This is a genomic window from Nannocystis pusilla, assembly GCF_020073745.1.
GTDB lineage: Bacteria > Myxococcota_A > Polyangia > Nannocystales > Nannocystaceae > Nannocystis > Nannocystis radixulma.
Genome location: NZ_JAIRAU010000027.1, coordinates 350,424 through 367,178 on the forward strand (window position 1 = coordinate 350,424; position 16,755 = coordinate 367,178).

Annotated in this window: 16 protein-coding genes; 6 read left to right on the forward strand and 10 right to left on the reverse strand. The window is 72.8% G+C overall.

All coding sequences use genetic code 11. From position 1 onward, the window contains the following. The first annotated feature begins 77 nt into the window (after positions 1-77). From K7C98_RS20285 to K7C98_RS20295, 3 genes are all read left to right on the forward strand, one after another. Positions 78-998: an AraC family transcriptional regulator gene (locus K7C98_RS20285; RefSeq protein ID WP_224193350.1), complete on the forward strand. Its 921-nt coding sequence runs from the start codon at positions 78-80 to the stop codon at positions 996-998. Positions 999-1,201: 203 nt separating this feature from the next. After that, complete coding sequence (locus tag K7C98_RS20290; RefSeq protein WP_224193351.1) at positions 1,202-2,188, forward strand: aldo/keto reductase; 987 nt, start codon at positions 1,202-1,204, stop codon at positions 2,186-2,188. A 521-nt stretch (positions 2,189-2,709) separates the two neighbouring features. After that, positions 2,710-3,552 (forward strand): nuclease A inhibitor family protein, encoded by an 843-nt coding sequence (locus K7C98_RS20295; RefSeq protein ID WP_224193352.1) that lies wholly within the window; start codon positions 2,710-2,712, stop codon positions 3,550-3,552. Between the two features lie 78 nt (positions 3,553-3,630). On the opposite strand, the gene K7C98_RS20300 is transcribed toward K7C98_RS20295, so the two are convergent. The 5 genes from K7C98_RS20300 to K7C98_RS20320 form a co-directional block, all read right to left on the reverse strand. Beyond that, positions 3,631-4,074, reverse strand: coding sequence for a hypothetical protein (locus tag K7C98_RS20300; protein WP_224193353.1), 444 nt, complete (start codon positions 4,072-4,074; stop codon positions 3,631-3,633). Between the two features lie 133 nt (positions 4,075-4,207). Beyond that, positions 4,208-5,266 (reverse strand): hypothetical protein, encoded by a 1,059-nt coding sequence (locus K7C98_RS20305; RefSeq protein ID WP_224193354.1) that lies wholly within the window; start codon positions 5,264-5,266, stop codon positions 4,208-4,210. 91 nt (positions 5,267-5,357) lie between these two features. Then, the gene (locus K7C98_RS20310) at positions 5,358-6,134 is read right to left on the reverse strand and encodes a hypothetical protein (RefSeq protein ID WP_224193355.1); all 777 of its coding nucleotides are present in this window, start codon (positions 6,132-6,134) and stop codon (positions 5,358-5,360) included. 44 nt (positions 6,135-6,178) lie between these two features. Next, positions 6,179-7,267, reverse strand: a complete 1,089-nt coding sequence (locus K7C98_RS20315) for a tetratricopeptide repeat protein (RefSeq protein ID WP_224193356.1) — start codon at positions 7,265-7,267, stop codon at positions 6,179-6,181. Then, complete coding sequence (locus K7C98_RS20320) at positions 7,254-7,910, reverse strand: RNA polymerase sigma factor (protein ID WP_224193357.1); 657 nt, start codon at positions 7,908-7,910, stop codon at positions 7,254-7,256. The genes K7C98_RS20315 and K7C98_RS20320 overlap by 14 nt, the downstream gene beginning before the upstream one ends. A 169-nt stretch (positions 7,911-8,079) precedes the next feature. On the opposite strand from K7C98_RS20320, the gene K7C98_RS20325 reads away from it, so the two are divergent. Next, positions 8,080-8,835, forward strand: coding sequence for a hypothetical protein (locus K7C98_RS20325; protein WP_224193358.1), 756 nt, complete (start codon positions 8,080-8,082; stop codon positions 8,833-8,835). A 134-nt stretch (positions 8,836-8,969) separates the two neighbouring features. On the opposite strand, the gene K7C98_RS20330 is transcribed toward K7C98_RS20325, so the two are convergent. Then, a complete protein-coding gene (locus K7C98_RS20330; RefSeq protein WP_224193359.1) occupies positions 8,970-9,215 on the reverse strand; it encodes a hypothetical protein in 246 nt (81 codons plus the stop codon). 295 nt (positions 9,216-9,510) lie between these two features. After that, on the reverse strand, positions 9,511-10,368 hold the full coding sequence (locus K7C98_RS20335) for an MBOAT family protein (RefSeq protein ID WP_224193360.1): 858 nt from the start codon (positions 10,366-10,368) through the stop codon (positions 9,511-9,513). An 873-nt stretch (positions 10,369-11,241) separates the two neighbouring features. Between K7C98_RS20335 and K7C98_RS20340 the strand changes: the two genes are divergently transcribed. Together K7C98_RS20340 and K7C98_RS44910 are read left to right on the forward strand one after the other, a co-directional pair. Beyond that, positions 11,242-12,600 (forward strand): choice-of-anchor L domain-containing protein, encoded by a 1,359-nt coding sequence (locus tag K7C98_RS20340; RefSeq protein WP_224193361.1) that lies wholly within the window; start codon positions 11,242-11,244, stop codon positions 12,598-12,600. A 344-nt stretch (positions 12,601-12,944) separates the two neighbouring features. Beyond that, positions 12,945-14,330, forward strand: a complete 1,386-nt coding sequence (locus tag K7C98_RS44910; RefSeq protein ID WP_224193362.1) for a thrombospondin type 3 repeat-containing protein — start codon at positions 12,945-12,947, stop codon at positions 14,328-14,330. On the opposite strand, the gene K7C98_RS20350 is transcribed toward K7C98_RS44910, so the two are convergent. The 3 genes from K7C98_RS20350 to K7C98_RS20360 all read right to left on the reverse strand — a co-directional run bounded on the left by K7C98_RS20350 (position 14,287) and on the right by K7C98_RS20360 (position 16,708). Then, positions 14,287-14,613 carry a hypothetical protein gene (locus tag K7C98_RS20350; protein ID WP_224193363.1) on the reverse strand — a complete coding sequence of 109 codons (327 nt, stop codon included), beginning with the start codon at positions 14,611-14,613 and terminating at the stop codon, positions 14,287-14,289. The two genes, K7C98_RS44910 and K7C98_RS20350, sit on opposite strands and share 44 nt — an antisense overlap. A gap of 104 nt (positions 14,614-14,717) precedes the next feature. After that, positions 14,718-15,650, reverse strand: coding sequence for a hypothetical protein (locus tag K7C98_RS20355; protein ID WP_224193364.1), 933 nt, complete (start codon positions 15,648-15,650; stop codon positions 14,718-14,720). Between the two features lie 146 nt (positions 15,651-15,796). Next, positions 15,797-16,708: a DUF1684 domain-containing protein gene (locus K7C98_RS20360; protein ID WP_224193365.1), complete on the reverse strand. Its 912-nt coding sequence runs from the start codon at positions 16,706-16,708 to the stop codon at positions 15,797-15,799. Between the last annotated feature and the right edge of the window lie 47 nt (positions 16,709-16,755).

A 16,755-nucleotide genomic window follows, 5' to 3' on the forward strand; every position in this document is an offset into this window, starting at 1 on the left:
GAGACCCCTCCGCGGGCCGTGGGGCCGCTCCTGCGCCGCCCGTCCGCTCGCGGCGCGCCTGCGGTATCCTCGGCCGCGTGGACCAGCCGCCGCGCGGACACGCCGACCTGCTCGCCCTCGTCGCCCGCCACGCGCCGGGCGAGGGCCGCATCGACACGCCGTACCCCGGGGTGTGGTTCTGGCGCGCCGACCGGCCGTTCGCCAAGCGCAAGTCGGAGGCGCTGACGCTGCAGCTGGCGGTGGTGGTGCAGGGGCGCAAGCAGGCCAGCTTCGGCGCCCACGCGCTCCCCTACGATGCGTTCAACTACCTCGTGCTCACGGGCGAGGCCGAGTTCGAGAGCACCGTGCTCGAGGCCAGCCCGGAGCGGCCGTACCTCTCGATCGGCGTGGCCATGCCGCCCGACGTGGTCGCCCGCACCCTGATCGCGCTGGCCGACAGCGAGGTCGGCGTGGTCGAGGAGCCGGTGCCGGCGTTCGTCTCGCGGCTCGACGCGCCGATCGTCGGCGCGCTCGTGCGCCTGGTCGAGGCGGTCTTCGATCCGGCCGAGCGGACCGTGCTGGCGCCGCTGATCGTCGAGGAGATCGTGTTCCGGCTGCTGCGCTCCGACGCCGCCGCGGTGCTGCGCCGCGCCGTCCGCCGCGGCGACGAGGCGCGGATCCAGGAGTCGATGGCGTTCATCCGCGCCCACGCGGCGACGCGGCTGACGGTCGAGGAGCTGGCGCGGCGGGTGGCCATGAGCCCGTCGCACTTCGCCCACCGGTTCCGCGCGGTCGCCCGCGTCAGCCCGATGCGCTACGTCAAGCACGTCCGCCTGCACGAGGCGCGCCTGCTGCTGCTGCGCGGCGCCCGGGCGAGCGAGGCGGCGGACCGGGTCGGCTACGCCAGCGCCTCGCACTTCACCCGCGACTTCAAGAGCTACTTCGGCGTCCCGCCGGCGGAGTACGCCCGTCGGCTGACGCCGCAGGAGCCGGCGAGCGCGGCGACGAGCCCGGGATAGGGACCTGTGCGCGCGGGCCTCGACGGCGCGGCGCAGGATCGGGCAACACGGGCGCAGCGCCCGGCAAGGGCGACCGAGCGGCGCGCCGCGGGAGCGCGGGGACGTGCCGCGGCCCGGGCCGAGAAGCGCCTCGCAGGATCGGGCAAGAGAAGCGCAGCGGCCGGCGTGGCGGCGCGCCGGGGTCATCGCATACACAGGACGGCATGAAGACACGCAAGCTCGGTACCACCGACCTCGACCTCTCCGCGATCGGCCTCGGCTGCATGGGGATGTCCGACTTCTACGGCGCCGCGGACGACCAGCGCTCGATCGCCGTCATCCATCACGCGCTCGACCACGGCGTCAACTTCCTCGACACCGCCGACATGTACGGCTCCGGCCGCAACGAGCAGCTGGTCGGCAAGGCCATCCAGGGCCGGCGCGACCGCGTCGTCCTGGCCACCAAGTTCGCCATCCGCCGCGGCCCCAACGGCGAGTTCCTCGGCGTCTCGGGCAAGCCCGAGTACGTCAAGGAGGCCTGCGACGCCAGCCTCAAGCGCCTCGGCGTCGACGTCATCGACCTGTACTACCAGCACCGCGTCGATCCCGAGGTCCCGATCGAGGACACGGTCGGGGCGATGGCCGACCTGGTCAAGGCCGGCAAGGTGCGCCACCTCGGGCTCAGCGAGGCCGCGCCGGCGACGATCCGCCGCGCATACAAGGTGCACCCGATCGCCGCGCTGCAGACCGAGTACTCGCTGTGGAGCCGCGACCCCGAGGACGAGATCCTCGGCGTGTGCGCCGAACTCGGCATCACCTTCGTCGCCTACAGCCCGCTCGGCCGCGGCTTCCTCACCGGCCAGATCAAGACGATCGAGGACCTCGCCGCCGACGACTTCCGCCGCCACTCGCCGCGCTTCCAGGGCGAGAACTTCCAGAAGAACCTCGACCTCGTGCGCAAGATCGAGGAGCTCTCGCGCGCCCGCGGCGTCACCGCGGCCCAGCTCGCGCTCGCCTGGCTGCTGGCCCGCGCCGACAACATCGTCCCGATCCCCGGCACGCGCAGCGAGGCCCGCCTCGCCGAGAACATCGCCGCCGTCGACCTCGTGCTCACCGCCGACGAGCTCGCGGCGATCGACGCCATCGCGCCCCGCGGGGCGGCGGCCGGCGAACGCTACCCGGCGGCGAGCATGCGCCAGGTCAACGGCTGAGCGCGGCGCCTCTGTCTATCGGGACATGCTTTTAAAAGCATGTCCCGACGAGCTCGTCTTACGGCGCGCTTGGGCGCAGCGGGGAGACATTGCAGGACATGTTTGATCCAACATGTCCCATGCATAATGTCAGACTCGGCATGTTCGATGAGACATGTGCGCGCGAGGCAAAGCGAGGCCGCCCGACCCGGGTTTCTCTACCTTAGGACCGTTTTAGTTACGACCGCCGTCTACCGGATTTGCGTCCGGCACTGGGCTGTGACCTCTCCCGAGATCAACTTTGATATCCCGGGCCCACGTGGCCGCCTCGCCGCCCGAGCGTAACGTGGGCCGGTCGCTGGGACAAGCGGGCGGGGCTGTAGCTCGCTCGTCGGCTGCCGTCGCGCGCGGGCGACCGGCGTGTCACCGCACGGTGTCGAGTTCGCTGCGTTCGCGCGAGGCGGTGCGTCGAGCCGCACGCGTGCTGCGGCAAACGCGGCGCGGGCTTCCCTCGGCTGGAGGGACGCGCTAGGAGGACCGCCATGTCCATTCGTCCCTGCCTCCTCGCCACGTTCGCCGTCGCCCTCGCCTGCAGTCCCACCGAGCCCGCGACGACCGACGGCACAGGCACCGACGCGACGACGACGACCTCGACGACCGGCCCGACCACCGGCGAGCCGACCATCGGGGACGGGACCGTGAGCGCGACCGGCGACAGCACGACGGACGCGAGCACCACGGGCGACAGCACCACCGAGGCGATCACCTCGAGCGCCGAGACGACGACGACGACGGGGGACGAGACCACCACCACGACGACCGGCGACGACACGACGACGACGGGCGACGACACGACCACGGGCGACACGACGACGACGGGCGACACCACGACGACGGGCGACACTGACTCGACGACCGGCGACGACGGCCTGGGCGCGGCCGCGCAGGCGGCGATCGACGCGCTCGAGGTCGCGGTCGACGGCGTGCTGTGGACGAGCGAGTCGGACTACCCGTGGACCGTGTTCGGCCTGGCCGACGCCGCGCCGGTGACCGTGGACAACTTCAAGGAGCTGATCGGGCCGCTGATCGTGGTCGAGGACTGGGAGGCGCCGCTCGAGGAGCAGGTGATCGAGGAGGAGCCGTGGCAGGACATCTTCCTCGACATGACGACGCCGCAGGACTGGTGGACCGACTACGAGCTGATGCGCGCCGAGCAGTACGAGGCGATCCAGGCGGTGCTCGAGGCGCACCTCGTCGACCTCAAGATGTTCCGGATCGGCGAGCAGTCGGGCATGTGGCTGTCGGGGGCGATCGACATGTTCGTGATCGGCGAGACGGCCGACGGCGACCTGGTCGGGATCCAGACCATCACGGTCGAGACCTGAACCAGCCTGCTCTTTCGAGCATGTTCGGATGGGCATGTCGCATCGAGCATGCCGAAACGGACATGCTCGAACGAGGGCTCACTGCTTGTGGACGCGGCCCTCGGCGTCGACGGCGAAGGTCAGCTCCTCGCGCAGCAGCTGGTTGCTGTCCTGCGAGCGCGACAGCATCACGGTGGCGCTGGCCTCGTCGAAGCCGTCGGCGACGGTGAGGAGCACGCGGAAGGTCTGGGGCGTGCGCGGCGGGACGAAGCCGTCCCAGCGGGTGGCGCCGCTGCCCTCGACGTTGAAGCCCTGGATATAGACCTCGGCGACCAGCTTGTTGGTCTCGACGATCCCGCCGACGCGCATCTTGAGCACGAGCTCGACCTGGCGCGGGCCCCTGGGCTCGTAGGTGAGGTCGAGGAACAGCTCGGCGTCGTCCTCCTTGACCGACTCGCTGCGCACCGACACCGGTCCGCCGACCGACTTGTGGGCGCAGCCGAGGAGGAGCGCCGCCAGGGCCAGGGGCATGGCAGATCGCATGGCCGCAGTCTGGCACGAGCGCCGCGGTCTGGCCATTTCGCGTCGTGTCGCGCGGGGAGCGGGCAGGCCATGGGGAGACCGACGGGCGATCCGGCCGAAGCACCGGCGAGGGCCGCCCGAAATGGCCCGGTCGTCAGCGGGACGGCAGCCCGAACTGCAGCGCGACCTCGAGGCCGAGCGAGAGCTCGAGGCCGCCGACGCGGAAGCGCGGCACGCCGATCGCGTCGGCGAGGGCGACCACCCGCGGGCCCTCGTGCTCGTCGACGACGAACGCGCCGCCGACCTCGAGGCGCGGGCCGAGGCGCAGGCCGAGGTCGCGCCGCGGCTGCAGGCGATAGCCAGGCGACAGGCGGAGGAACCCGCCGAGCAGCGGCGGCTGGGCCACCACGTCGTCGCCGGCCAACAGCGGCGCGCGCTCGCCCTCGCGCGTGACCCACCACGGCTCGATCGCCAGGCCGAGGAGGATCGGCAGCTCGAAGGCGCCGCGGCGCAGGGCGTAGCCGGCAGCCACGGCGATCCGCAGCCGGCCGAGACCGACGCCGGCCTCGGTCTGGCCGATCGCGCGGGCCTCGAGCGCCGCGGCGAAGCCCCGGGGGCTCCGAACCTCGAGGCCGATCCCGCCGCCCGCGCCGGCGAACGGCCCGCCGTAGACCTTCCGGCCGGCGCCCAGGACCGCCGCGCCGTGCAGGGCGAGGCCGAGCTGCCACCGCGGGGCGTCGGAGCTGTCCTTCGGGACCTGTATGTTGGGACCTGTCGGTTCGGCCTGGCTCGGCGGCGGCGGGGCGGGCTCGGGCTCGGCCTGCGGCTCGGCGGCGGCCGGCGGCGGGATCGCGACGTCCTCCTCGTCGGGGGCGACGGCGCCCTGCTCGACGGCGAAGATCAGGTTGGCGGCGGTGCTGGCGGCGACGCGCACCTCCTGGCCGATCTCGACCGGGAAGCTGCGCTCGTAGGCGCGGCCGTCGGAGGTGATGATCCGCAGGGCCCCGCGGTCGTCGGCGGGGCGCGAGAGCTGGAGATAGAGGTGCGGCGACTCGCTCGGGGCGGGGCCGCCGTGGCGCTCGATCGGCAGCCGCGGCAGGCGCAGGCGCAGCGCGGCGAGCACGGCCGCCTCGTCGAAGCCGCCGATGTCGACCCGCGCGGCCCGGAACTCCTGCGGCTCGTCGGCGGTGGTAGTGTCTGTCTCCGGGGACATGTCCGAAGGCGCAGTCGATGCAGCCGCGGGAGCGGCTAGCAGGACGAGCGCGCATGTCGAGGCGGAGAGCACGGGGCGAGCCTGGCAAGTTTTAGTCGCAGCCGCCGTCGACGCACAGGGCCGCGCCGAGGTAGGCGGAGTCGCAGCAGAATTCGAGGTCGCCGAGGCACGCGTCGGGGCAGGGGCAGGTCAGGCACTCGCCGGCGTAGGCGTAGGGCCGACAGTCGCCGGCGAGGCACATCTCGTCGCCGGGGCAACCGTTGCCGCAGCCGTCGCAGTGCAGAGGGTCGCTGGCCAGCACGACGCAGGCGCCGTCGCAGGCGACCCGACCGTCGCCGCAGCCCTCGACGCACTTGCTGTTGTTGCAGAAGCCCTGGTCGCCGCAGTCGTTGTCGCACTCGCCGCAGTGGCGCGGGTCGCTGCGGGTGTCGACGCATGCCTCGCCGCAGCGGACCAGGCCGTCGCGGCAGCGGCACTCGCCGCCGTCGCAGCGCTCGCGCACGGGGTCGCAGGCGGGGAGGCAGCACGAGTCGGCTTCGATGCAGTCGCTGCCGCACAGCATCAGGCCGTCGGGGCAGGTCGGCTCGTCGCAGCTCGTCGGCCCGTCGGGGCAGGTGCCGGATCCGGCCTCGGACTCGCCGGCGGAGCCGTCGTGCTCGCTGTCGTGGTGGTCGTCGCTGCTGTGATCGTCGCCGTGGCTGTCGCCCGCGCTGCCGCCGATCGTGTAGGTGACCTGACAGGCCGCGCCGACGACGAGGAGGGCCGCGAGGGCGGCGAGGCGCGAGGTCGTCGCCGGGCCGGCCGGGGTTGCGTCGATCCGCGGCGAGGCGATCACGGATGCGGCCGCCGGAGACGACGAGCGCGACATGTCCTGCAGGACATGTCGTAACGCCGGCGCCCGGCCGCGGCGGATCACGGGGCCTCCGCGGGGCGGTCGCCGGCGAGGGCAGCCTCGGCTTGCTTGCGGTGGACGCCGGACGGGTGATGCTCGAGGTAGTCGCGCCAGCAGGCGGCGCGGGCGTCGACCGGACGGCGACGGCACAGACCGGCGCGGGCGTCGTCGGCGAAGCGGCCGTCGGGGAAGCGCTCGAGGTACTCGCGCCACACGGCGCCCTGGCCCTCGCCGCCGCGGAGCTGGCGGGCCAGCGCGAACAGGTCGCCGTAGGCCAGCTCGGCCCGCAGGCTGGTGCCGGCGACGGCGAGGATCTCCCGGTACTTGCGCTCGGCGGCCGCGAGCTCGCCGCGCTGCCACAGCTGCTGGGCCTCGTCTTCCAGCGACGGGCCGGCCGGCGCCGGCGCCGCGGAGGCGGGCTTGCGCGGGCGCGGGCCGTCCTTGGCCGCCGGCTTGCGCGGGCGCGGGGCGGCGTCCGGGGCGGCCTCGACGGCTGGTGGTTGGGGCATGTCCGTGGGGACAGGGTCGATCGTCACTGGCTGTTCGATCATGTCCTCGGGGACAGGTGCCACGCGCGGCTCGGCGATCGCGTCGACGTGGGCCTCGGTGGTGCCGCCGCTGCGCGCTTCGCCGGTTGGCCGGCCGGCGCCGTCGAGGGCGGCCGCGACGCCGCGATCGCCGTCCTGACGCGCGACGAGGTCGGGGCCGAACACCGCCAGGAGGACGGCCGCGGCGAGGGCGGCGGCGACCCCGAGCGCGACGCCGACGCGCCGGCGTCGCGGCTGCGGGGGGGGCGGGATGCTGGCCATGCGCCGCTCCGCGAGGCTGGCGTCGAGCTCGGCCCGCAGCGCGTGGGTGAAGGGCGCGAGCGCGGCGGCGTCGTTGCGCCGGTCGACCGGGGCGAGCGGGACCACCGGCGGCAGCGCCTCGGCGCGGGCGACCGCCTCGGCCGACACGGCGCCCTCGTCGAGCTCGCGGGCGCGAGCCAACATGACCGCAAAGTCAGGTATGAGCCGGGCCTGCGCGATCATGCGGTCGAGGTGGCGGGCGGCGTCGCGGGCGATCGGCGCGAGCTCGGGCGAGATGCCGTCGGGATTATGCGCCGGCATGGTCGCGCTCCTCGGCGTGAGAGTCGTCGGCGAGCCAGCCGAGGCGAACCAGCTCGCCGCGGATCCTGGCGCGAGCCCGGGTGGCACGTACCCGCAGGTTGCCGGGCGAGACGCCCAGCTCGGCGGCCGCCGCCTGCACCGGCATCTCCTGCAGATCGCAGAGCACGAAGGCCTCGCGCAGCGGCGCCGGCAAGGTGTCGAGCACCGCGAGCAGGACCTCGGCCCGCTTCTGCCGCAGATGCGCGCCCTCCGGGTCGGCATCGGTGCCGGCGCTGCGCTCGGCGCTGACGACCTCGAGGCGATCCATGGCCTGGTCGCCACGATAGCGCGAGCGCCAGTGCTTGCGCACGATGTTGACGGCGATCCCGCGCAGCCAGCCGGCGAACGAGCCCCGACCCTCGAACTGCGCCAGGCCGACGAAGGCCCGCGCGAAGGTCTCCTGGACCAGATCCTCGGCGGCGTGAGTGTCGCCGGTGAGGTACGCGAGGTGGCGGAAGACCCGGTCGAAGTGCTCCTGATAAAGACGCGACCACGCCTCGAGGTCGCCGCCGCGGGCGCGGGCGACGAGCTCGGCCTCGCGCGCCTCGGGATCGGCGGCGCTCGGCGCGGGCGCAGGGCGGAGAAGTTGAAGGAGCGAACCCACTCGGACCCCAGGTACCCGATCGAGCCGAGGTGTTACAGCGACCGCAGCGAAGTTTTATAGAGGTTCGGATGTGTGCAAAACCGCGCGGCGGCGGGCCCGCAAGAAATTGTGCGAGCCCCTGTAACAACCTCGCAAGCCCGGGGACTCGGGGGGCGGAGTTCAAAACATCATGCGCATCCTCGGTACCACGATCCTTTCCCTGTCCACCACCCTGTTCCTGTTCGGCTGTGACATCGAGCTGAACGGCAAGATCGACGGCGACGACCAGTCCGAGAACAACGAGGGCGAGGGCGACGGGGATGGCGATGGCCAGGACGGCGAGGGTGACGGCGATGGCGACGGCGACGGCCAGGACGGCGAGGGTGACGGCGATGGCGACGGCGACGGCCAGGACGGCGATGGTGACGGCGACGGCGAGGGCGAGGGTGACGGCGACGGTGATGGTGACGCCGACACCCAGGGCGACGGCGAAGGCGACCCGCAAGGCGAGGGCGACACGCAGGGCGATGGTGGCGAGGGCGACACGCAGGGCGATGGTGGCGAGGGCGACACGCAAGGCGATGGTGGCGAGGGCGACACGCAAGGCGATGGTGGCGAGGGCGACACGCAAGGCGATGGTGGCGAGGGCGACACGCAAGGCGATGGTGGCGAGGGCGACACGCAAGGCGATGGTGGCGAGGGCGACACGCAGGGCGATGGAGGCGAGGGCGACACGCAGGGCGATGGAGGCGAGGGCGACACGCAGGGCGATGGAGGCGAGGGCGACACGCAGGGCGATGGTGGCGAGGGCGACACGCAGGGCGATGGTGGTGAGGGCGACACGCAGGGCGATGGTGGTGAGGGCGACACGCAAGGCGATGGTGGCGAGGGCGACACCGGTGAGGGCGAGGGCGACACCGGTGAGGGCGAGGGCGACACGCTCTGAGCTCGGGATGATGTGAAGTCGAGGCCGTCGTCTGCGAGGATGACGGCCTTCACGCGTCGCCTCGCGACGACGCGCCGGGACCGAACGCGAGGGCGATCGGCTCGGCGCGAGCACCGTTCACGGGACTGCCAGGCTCAGCGATCCTGGCCCTGGCGGTTGCCCTTGCGCATCGGCTGATCGGTCTCGATGTCGGTCCGATCGCCCATGTCGGTGCGATTGCGGTTCGGATTGTTCTCGCTCGGATCTCGATCGGTGCGCGGCGTGCTCGCCGGCATGTCCTGCTGCTGACGGCCGCCCTGCTGCTGGCTGCGTTGACGCTCGTCCTGCTGCACCTGACCGGTGCCGCGATCCTGCCTGTCTCGTTGATTCGGGTTCGTCATGGCTGTTGCCTCCTGAGTCTGTCCCTCGGGACAGGACGGTCATCCGCCCGGTCCGGGGTTCGGCGCCGGGAGCATGGTCGGCCGTGGACGTGCGGCAAGTCGCGGGCGTCGACCACGGTGAGGCGGCGGGCGCGGCGTCGCCAGCGTTCGGCGTTCGCGGGCGCGTCGCGGTCGGCGGCGCTGGCAGGGTTCGCTCGCGGCGTGGATGGGGCTGATCACGATCGCGGCCGCGGCGGTCGAGCCGCGCGTGCCGGTCGCGCGGCCCGCGTGGCGTGCTGGACCGCGACGTGCGGGCTCAGGCGACCAGCTCGGCGAAGATCCGCAGCATCGGCTCGGTGAACAGCGGCGAGGGCAGGATGGTGCCGCCCAGCGCCCACGCGCGCGCCGCCGGCGAGGGCCAGCGCCGCACGCGTAGCGGCCCCTCGACGGCCAGCAGCACGCCCTGCAAGGAGAAGAACGCGGCTGTCCGCAAGACCATGTCGAGGTCGAGCGCGGCGGCGATGATCCAGGTGTGCAGGACGACGCTGACGGCGAACGCGAGCGCGAGCCCGGCGCCCGCGCGGCCGCGGCGGGCCAGCGGGACGAAGCAGTGCTGGCGAAGCCAGCGGTTGACGACCAGGTTCCAGCGCTCGCCCCAGAAGTCGCGCAGGCTGCGGGCGAGGATCGGGTGGCGGTGGACCGGCGGGACGCGGGCGCCGAGCAGGCGGCCGAGGCCGTGCAGCAGGCCGGCGGCGGTCTCGGCGAAGCAGTACACGAACACGCAGCCGGCCAGCCAGCGCAGCGGCAAGCCGCCGTGGTGCGGCGACAGGACGACACCTGTCCACAAGGACAGGAGCATGAAGACAGACGCGAGCGCGACCCGCGACCACGCGGCGACGTCGATGCCCGGCGGGACCCACTCGCACTGGCGGCTGTCGACGATCGCCAGCACGTGGACGACGCGCCGCAGCGGCCCGAACCCGCGCCGCTCACGGACGAGGTCGACGAGGCGCGCGAAGCCCCAGAACGCGGCCGCGGCCAGGAACGCGCGCGCCATCGGGCCCTCGGCGACGAACGGGGCGGCGAAGGCGGGCAGGGCGACGAGCAGCCCGAGCGCGCGCCGGGACGGCGAGCCGGCGGTCACCAGAGCGGCGAGCACGAGGATGGCGAGCATCGTCGCGCGCAGTGTACCCGCCCGGAGGCGAGCTCGACCAGCTGGCTCGTGGGACAGGTCACAATCGGAGCGCGCGGCCGCCCCCCCGGCGAGAGATGCGCGGCGTGCACTCGCAGACGCACCGCGATGGGCGAGAGCCGCGAGCCGACGCGCTGCATCGCTCGCGGAGCGAGGTCCGTACCGGCGACACGGACTCGTGAGGTGGCGGAGCCGCGACCTCGACGCCTGCAATCCCGAAGACCAGGCTCACGGGCAGAAGTCGCCGGCCGGGTTCTCCGAGTTGGCACGCTCGAGGTGGATGTGCGGGCCGGACGAGCAGCCGGAGTTGCCGCTGTACGCGACGAGCTGGCCCTGATCGACGTGGCTGCCGTTCGGGATCGCGGGACCGAGGCCGTCGATGTGGAAGGTAGTACACGAACAGATCGCGGCTCGCGTCGTTCGGGTCGCCGCAGTCGGACTTGAGCTTGACGGAGTTGCAGGTGTCGAGGCGGGATGGATGGAGGCTGTTCGAGACCGCCGAGCTCGCTGCCGCAGGGCGGACGGATCGGTGGGCGGATCCGGCTTCGTCGCGGTCGTGCTGGGGTCGGGGGGCTCTGCGTGGTGCCGTCGCGGTGGGATCGCCGGGTTCGGTGGTGCCGAAAAAGGGGGGTCAGCTGCTCGCACGGCACATCGCTCGGATCTTGGCTGATGGCGGTCGTCGTCGCGTCACGGGCGCGCACCACCGGCGGAGTCACCGCAACCGATCGCGAGCGTGACAGCGAGGACAGACATGAGCGCGCGCGAGCGATCCATCGCCGCTCGCGACACTCGCGCACCGCGCCGCGCAGCAATGCAGGGCTGGGCGAGTCGCGGTGAATTCGCGAAGATTGGCCGATGCGCTTGACACAATCGCTCGCTCGCTTCGTCGCCGTGTCGTTCGCAGCCAGCATGACAGGGGCCTGCGGCGACGACGGCAAGCAAGCGACGAGCGGGTTCGGACAGACGTCGACGAGCTCCGCGAGCGACGGCTCGACGACGACGCCGACCACGGACGAGCCGACGACGACGAGCGCGTCGACGACGTCGAGCTCGACGAGCACCACGACCACGCCGACGACCACCGAGCCGGTGACGCCGACCGAAGGCACCTCGACGACGAGCACCTCGAGCGGCGAGACGACGACGTCGACGGCGACGACGGACGAGACGACGGGCACGACGGGGACGGAGGAGTGCGGCGCGCCGGGCATCCTGCTGGTGTGCGACGGCGGCGACGACACCGACCCGTTCCACGCGATCGGGGTCGGCTGCGCCGGGGCCCCGGAGAACACCATCCCGATCGCCGACCAGGTGTTCATGTCGCAGCCGATCGCGTGGCGAGCGGCGCGCGGGTTCGGCAGCGCCGAGGACCCGAACACGCCCGGCGAGCTGCTGTTCCGCCCGCGCGAGGGCGAGAAGTTCCTGGTCTTGAGCACAGGTCGCGTCGCCAACCTCCAACCCGACGGGGTGCTGCTCGAGGATCAGTCGCAGTACGACAACGACAACAACTTCAACCCCGACCTGCCGAACGAGCTGCCGGCGCCGATGAGCCCCCTGGTCGGATCGGACGGCGGTCAGGGCGGTACGCCGTTCGAGGGCTGCGACGGCCAGAACGACTGCTCGGACAGCATCGCGCCCAACTGGGCGCTCGGCCAGGGCGACCCCAACGACGTGCTGTTCGGCTCGTTCGCGGTCCAGGTCCCGCCGGGGGTCGACGGCTTCCTGTTCGACGCGGTGTTCTTCTCGTCGGAGTACCCCGAGTTCGTCGACGACCCGTTCAACGACATGTTCATCGGCTGGTCGACGAGCGAGGCGTACACCGGCAACGTGACGTTCTTCGACGGCCAGCCGTTCACGGTGACGTCGCTGGCGGAGGCGATGGCGAACGCCGGCTACGTCGAGGACGCGCCCGAGCTGGCGGGCACCGGCTTCGAGGGCCACGGCACCACCGGCTGGGTCACGATCCAGGCCCAGGTGGTCCCCGGCGAGACGTTCACGTTCGCGTTCGCCATCATGGACATGGGCGACAGCAGCAAGGCGACGGTGACGGTCGTCGATCACTGGCGCTGGGACTGCAAGGGCTGCGTGCCGCTCGAGGTCGATCCGCTGTGCGGCACCGAGGGCCACCCGAAGTGCTGCGGCCTGTGCGTCGACGTGCTCGACGATCCGCTGTGCGGCACCGAGGGCCACCCGGCCTGCTGCACCGCGGGCTGAGCACGCGGCGCCTGCCCGCGTGACGCCGCGCGCGGGCGCCAGCCGACGTCGGGTGTCGTCTCCGGGAGACTCGGCGAACCACCGACGCTCGACGACGCGTCGACGCGGGATCGAGCCGGGACGATGTTCTCGAGGGTCGCAGAGGCGCGGCTCGACGCGGCGATCCACGACATGCCCTTCGGGACATGTCCCACGCGCGCCGCCGCCGGCCCGGGCGCCGGCGCTCCGCGAGCGCGGGCAGGCGCCGCGTCGATCCACCCGGCCTCGGTCCGCGCGGAGGTCTTCACGTCCGTCGCGCGCGGCGACAGTGGTTCTCCCGCAGGCGATCGGATACGGTGGCCCCCATGTCCGTGTCTCCTGGCTTTCGTCACGTGTCCTTTGGTGCATGTTCGATCGCGCTCGTGCTGGCAGGCTGTTCGACGGCCGCGAGCGGCACGGGCGGCTCGACCGACGGCTTCACCGACGGCAACAACAGCACCATCGATTCGACCGGCGCGCCGATCACGACGACGGTCGACTCGCCGACCTCCTCGGCCACCGTCGGGACGGCGGCGCCCACCACCGGCGACAGCGATACGAGCACCACCGTGGCGACGCAGGGCGTCGACACCGACGACGGCGTCACGACGAGCACGGCCGGGCCGCAGACTACGACCGACGCGACCGCGAGCGACACCGAGGATACGAGCACGACGGGCGCGACGACCGACGACACCATGTCGACGTCGACCGAGCCGGTCGACGACGACGACGACGACGACGACAACGTGCCCGACGACGGCGACAACTGCCCGGCCGACGCCAACGCGGGGCAGGAGGACGCCGACGGCGACGGCATGGGCGACGCGTGCGACGAGGACGACGACAACGACACGATCCCCGACGACATGGACAACTGCCCGCTGGTGCCGAACCAGGACCAGAAGGACGGCGACGGCGACGGCGTCGGCGACGTCTGCGACGAGGACCTCGACAACGACGGGATCCCCAACGCCGACGACCCGTTCGCCAACGACGGCGGCCTGCCCGGGGTGACGACGCCGTTCAAGATCTACGCCCACTCGTCCGGCAACCTGTACACGGTCGACGTCAACGACCCGTACGCGGTGACGATGGTCAGCAACTTCAAGTTCCCCGCCGACGGCTGCGACCACTCGGTCACGGACGTGGCGATCGACCGCTACGGGGTGCTGTACGCGGTCACGTTCGGCTGCGGCTACGTGGTCAACCCGCAGACGGCGCAGACGTACTACCTCGGCACGCTGCCGCAGAGCTTCAACGGCCTGACGATGATCCCGAAGGGCATCCTCGACCCGAACAAGGACGCGCTGGTCGGCATCGCCAACTCGGGCCAGTGGTACCGCCTGATCCTGCAGAACGGGATGTTCAACATCCAGCAGATCGGCCAGTACGGCAACGGCTACTCGTCGGCCGGCGACGCGTTCTCGATCGAGGGCGTCGGCACCTTCGGCGCGGTCAACAAGGTGGGCGTCGGCGGGACGGTGATCGTCGAGGTCGACCCGGCCACCGGCGCGGTGATGAGCGAGCTGGCGACGCTCCCCGCGTACCCGGCGGTCTACGGCCTGGCCGGCTGGGAGGGGCTGATCCTCGCGTTCGAGTCGGGCGGGTACATGGTCCGCATCGACCCGGTGACGAAGGTCGTCACGCCGATCGAGGACAAGAACATCACGTGGTGGGGCGCCGGCGTCGGCACCGTGATCCCGATGTGAAGAGCAGGGCGAGGGCGGCCCAGCCGCCGGCCTCGCCCGCGCTGGCGCAGCCGCACGCCTCGTAGACCGGCGGCATCGTAGCGGTGTCGCCGGTGGCGTCGCTGTCGCCGGTGGTGCCGGTGGCGTCGGCGGTGCTCGCGTCGGCCGTGGTTCCGCTGCCCGAGGTGTCCGTGGTGGTCGGCGTGGTGGCCCACGCCGGCTCGACCTCGTCCGCGAGGGCGCCCGGGACGGCGACGGCGAGGGGCGCGAGGAGGACGACGGCGAGGGCGAGCGGACGGATCATGGCGCGAGGATAGGCGCGCGCGCGGCCGGCTGTCCACCGCGCGGCGAGACTTCGGGACATGTCTCAAGAGTCAGATGAATCGACGCGCCGGCGCAGCGGGTGGTTCAGGCCGGCTTGCGGATCGCCCAGTGGGCGTCGAGCGGGGCGTCGCACAGGCCGCTGTGGTGCGACTCGAAGTTGATGGCGTTGCGCTGGCCGAGCGCGGCGCTCTCGCCCTCGGACAGGGTGACGTCGGCGCCGGCGAGGCTGAACTGCAGGTCCCACAGCTCGGCCGGCTGGCAGCAACCCATGCAGTCGCAGGTGTCGATGCTCTGCGGGGTGATCGTGAGCTCGGCGCTGCCGGCCTGGGTCGGGGTGAGGCCGTGGCCGGCGTGGTAGACGGCCGGTTCGCCGGGCGCGGCGAGGTCCCACACCGAGATGGCGACGAACTGACAGCCGCCGAAGCCCTCGGCGCGGTCGACGACGATCCGCGGGCAGGCGGGCAGCAGCGGCAGCCAGGGGGCGGGCGCCTGGACGTTCAGCGTCCAGGGATCGGGGACGAGGCAGTTGTCGCCGCAGGCGCAGCCGTCGAGCTGCCAGACCGGGCCCTTCTGGTCGCTGATCCGGGTGCCGGTGAACTCGAGCGGGCCGCACGCGGCCGGCTTGCCCACGTGCACCAGCTCGGCCGCGACCGTCTCGCCCGCGACGCCGCAGACGCCGCTGCCGGTCGTGGTGTCGGAGGTGTCGGTGGTGGCCGGCTCGGTGGTGCTCGGCTCGGTCGCCGACGGATCGGAGCTGACGGTCGGATCGCTGGTGACCGTGGCGGTGTCGCTCGCGGTGCCCGGCACGGTGGTGGTGCCGTCGGTGGCGGTCGCGGTGGTGATCGTGCTCGCGGTCGGGTCGGGCGCGGTGGTGGTCGGTGAGGGCGTGTTGCTGTCGGTGCCGGCGTCGGTGGCCGTGGACGTGGTGGTGTCGGCGGTCGTCATGGCCGTGCTGTCGTCGGCGCACGCGACGGCCAGCGCGGCCAGCATGGGTAGGGCGAGTTCAAGGCGAGGCATGTGCCAAGGGTAGCGAGTCCGGGCGCCGATGGCCCGTCCACGGCGCTGCTCCGGCGATCGAGAGCGGGGCACGTCCGCTCCGGACCGCGAGCCGGACGGCGCGCAGGCTCCGTGCATGGCCGGCGACGGGCCGATCCGTCGCGCCGCTACGGGGCCTTCTCGCCGGCGTGGATCGCCAGTGGCAGGCGGTTCTCGGCCAGCGGGACAGGGCAGGTGGCGAAGGCCGTGAAGGCGCAGGGAGGGTTGTGCGCGCGGTTGAAGTCGAGCACGACCTCGTCGCCCTGCGGCGGCTCGGCGAGGAGGAAGCGGCCGCCGTGATAGGTCTCGTGGCCGCTGGTCCGGTCGCTGAAGACGAACAGCAGCGCGTCGCCGTCGGGGGCGTGCTCGAGGATCGGGGTCAGGCGGTGCTCGCGACCGGCGATCGTGAAGACGGCGACGCCGGGGACCTCGGCGGGCTGCACGGTGCCGAGGACGGTCGGGTGCTCGATGGTCCGCGGGGTCGCGAGCGGCTCGAAGCGGGCGCGGATCACCCAGGCCGGATCGAGGGCGAAGGTGGCGATGCCGGCGAACTCGCGCCGCTCCTCGGAGGCGCTGTCGTAGAGCCGCAGGCCGAGGCGAGCGCCGCGGGCGATGATCAGGAAGGTGAAGCGATCGCCGAGCTCGACGCGGTCGGCCGGCTGGGCCGCGTCGAGGTCGGAGCGCAGCACGAGGTCGGTGACCGGCTGGCCGCGCACGCGGGCGTCGACGCTGGCGGCGACGCGCAGGCGCACCTGCCGGTCGGCGAGGGTGAGGGTGCCGACCGCCGGCGGGGCGCCCTCGGGGAAGACGATGTCGGCGGCCGGATCGGCGCCGAGGCGGTAGTCGCCGTCCTGCAGCCAGTAGAGCCCGGCCAGCGCGAGCCAGCCCTGGGGGGCCCGCAAGGCCGCGATCCGCTCGGCGTGCCAGCGGGCGTGCTCGGCCGCGTAGGCCGGCTCGACCACCGCGAGCGGCGCGGGGTGCCGGTGGCATGCGGCGGCGGCGATCAGCGCGAGGCTGATGTCTCGAAGAACATGTCGCATGGGTCAGGAGCCACGGGGAGCGCGGATGGCTGGCGCGGAGGACATGT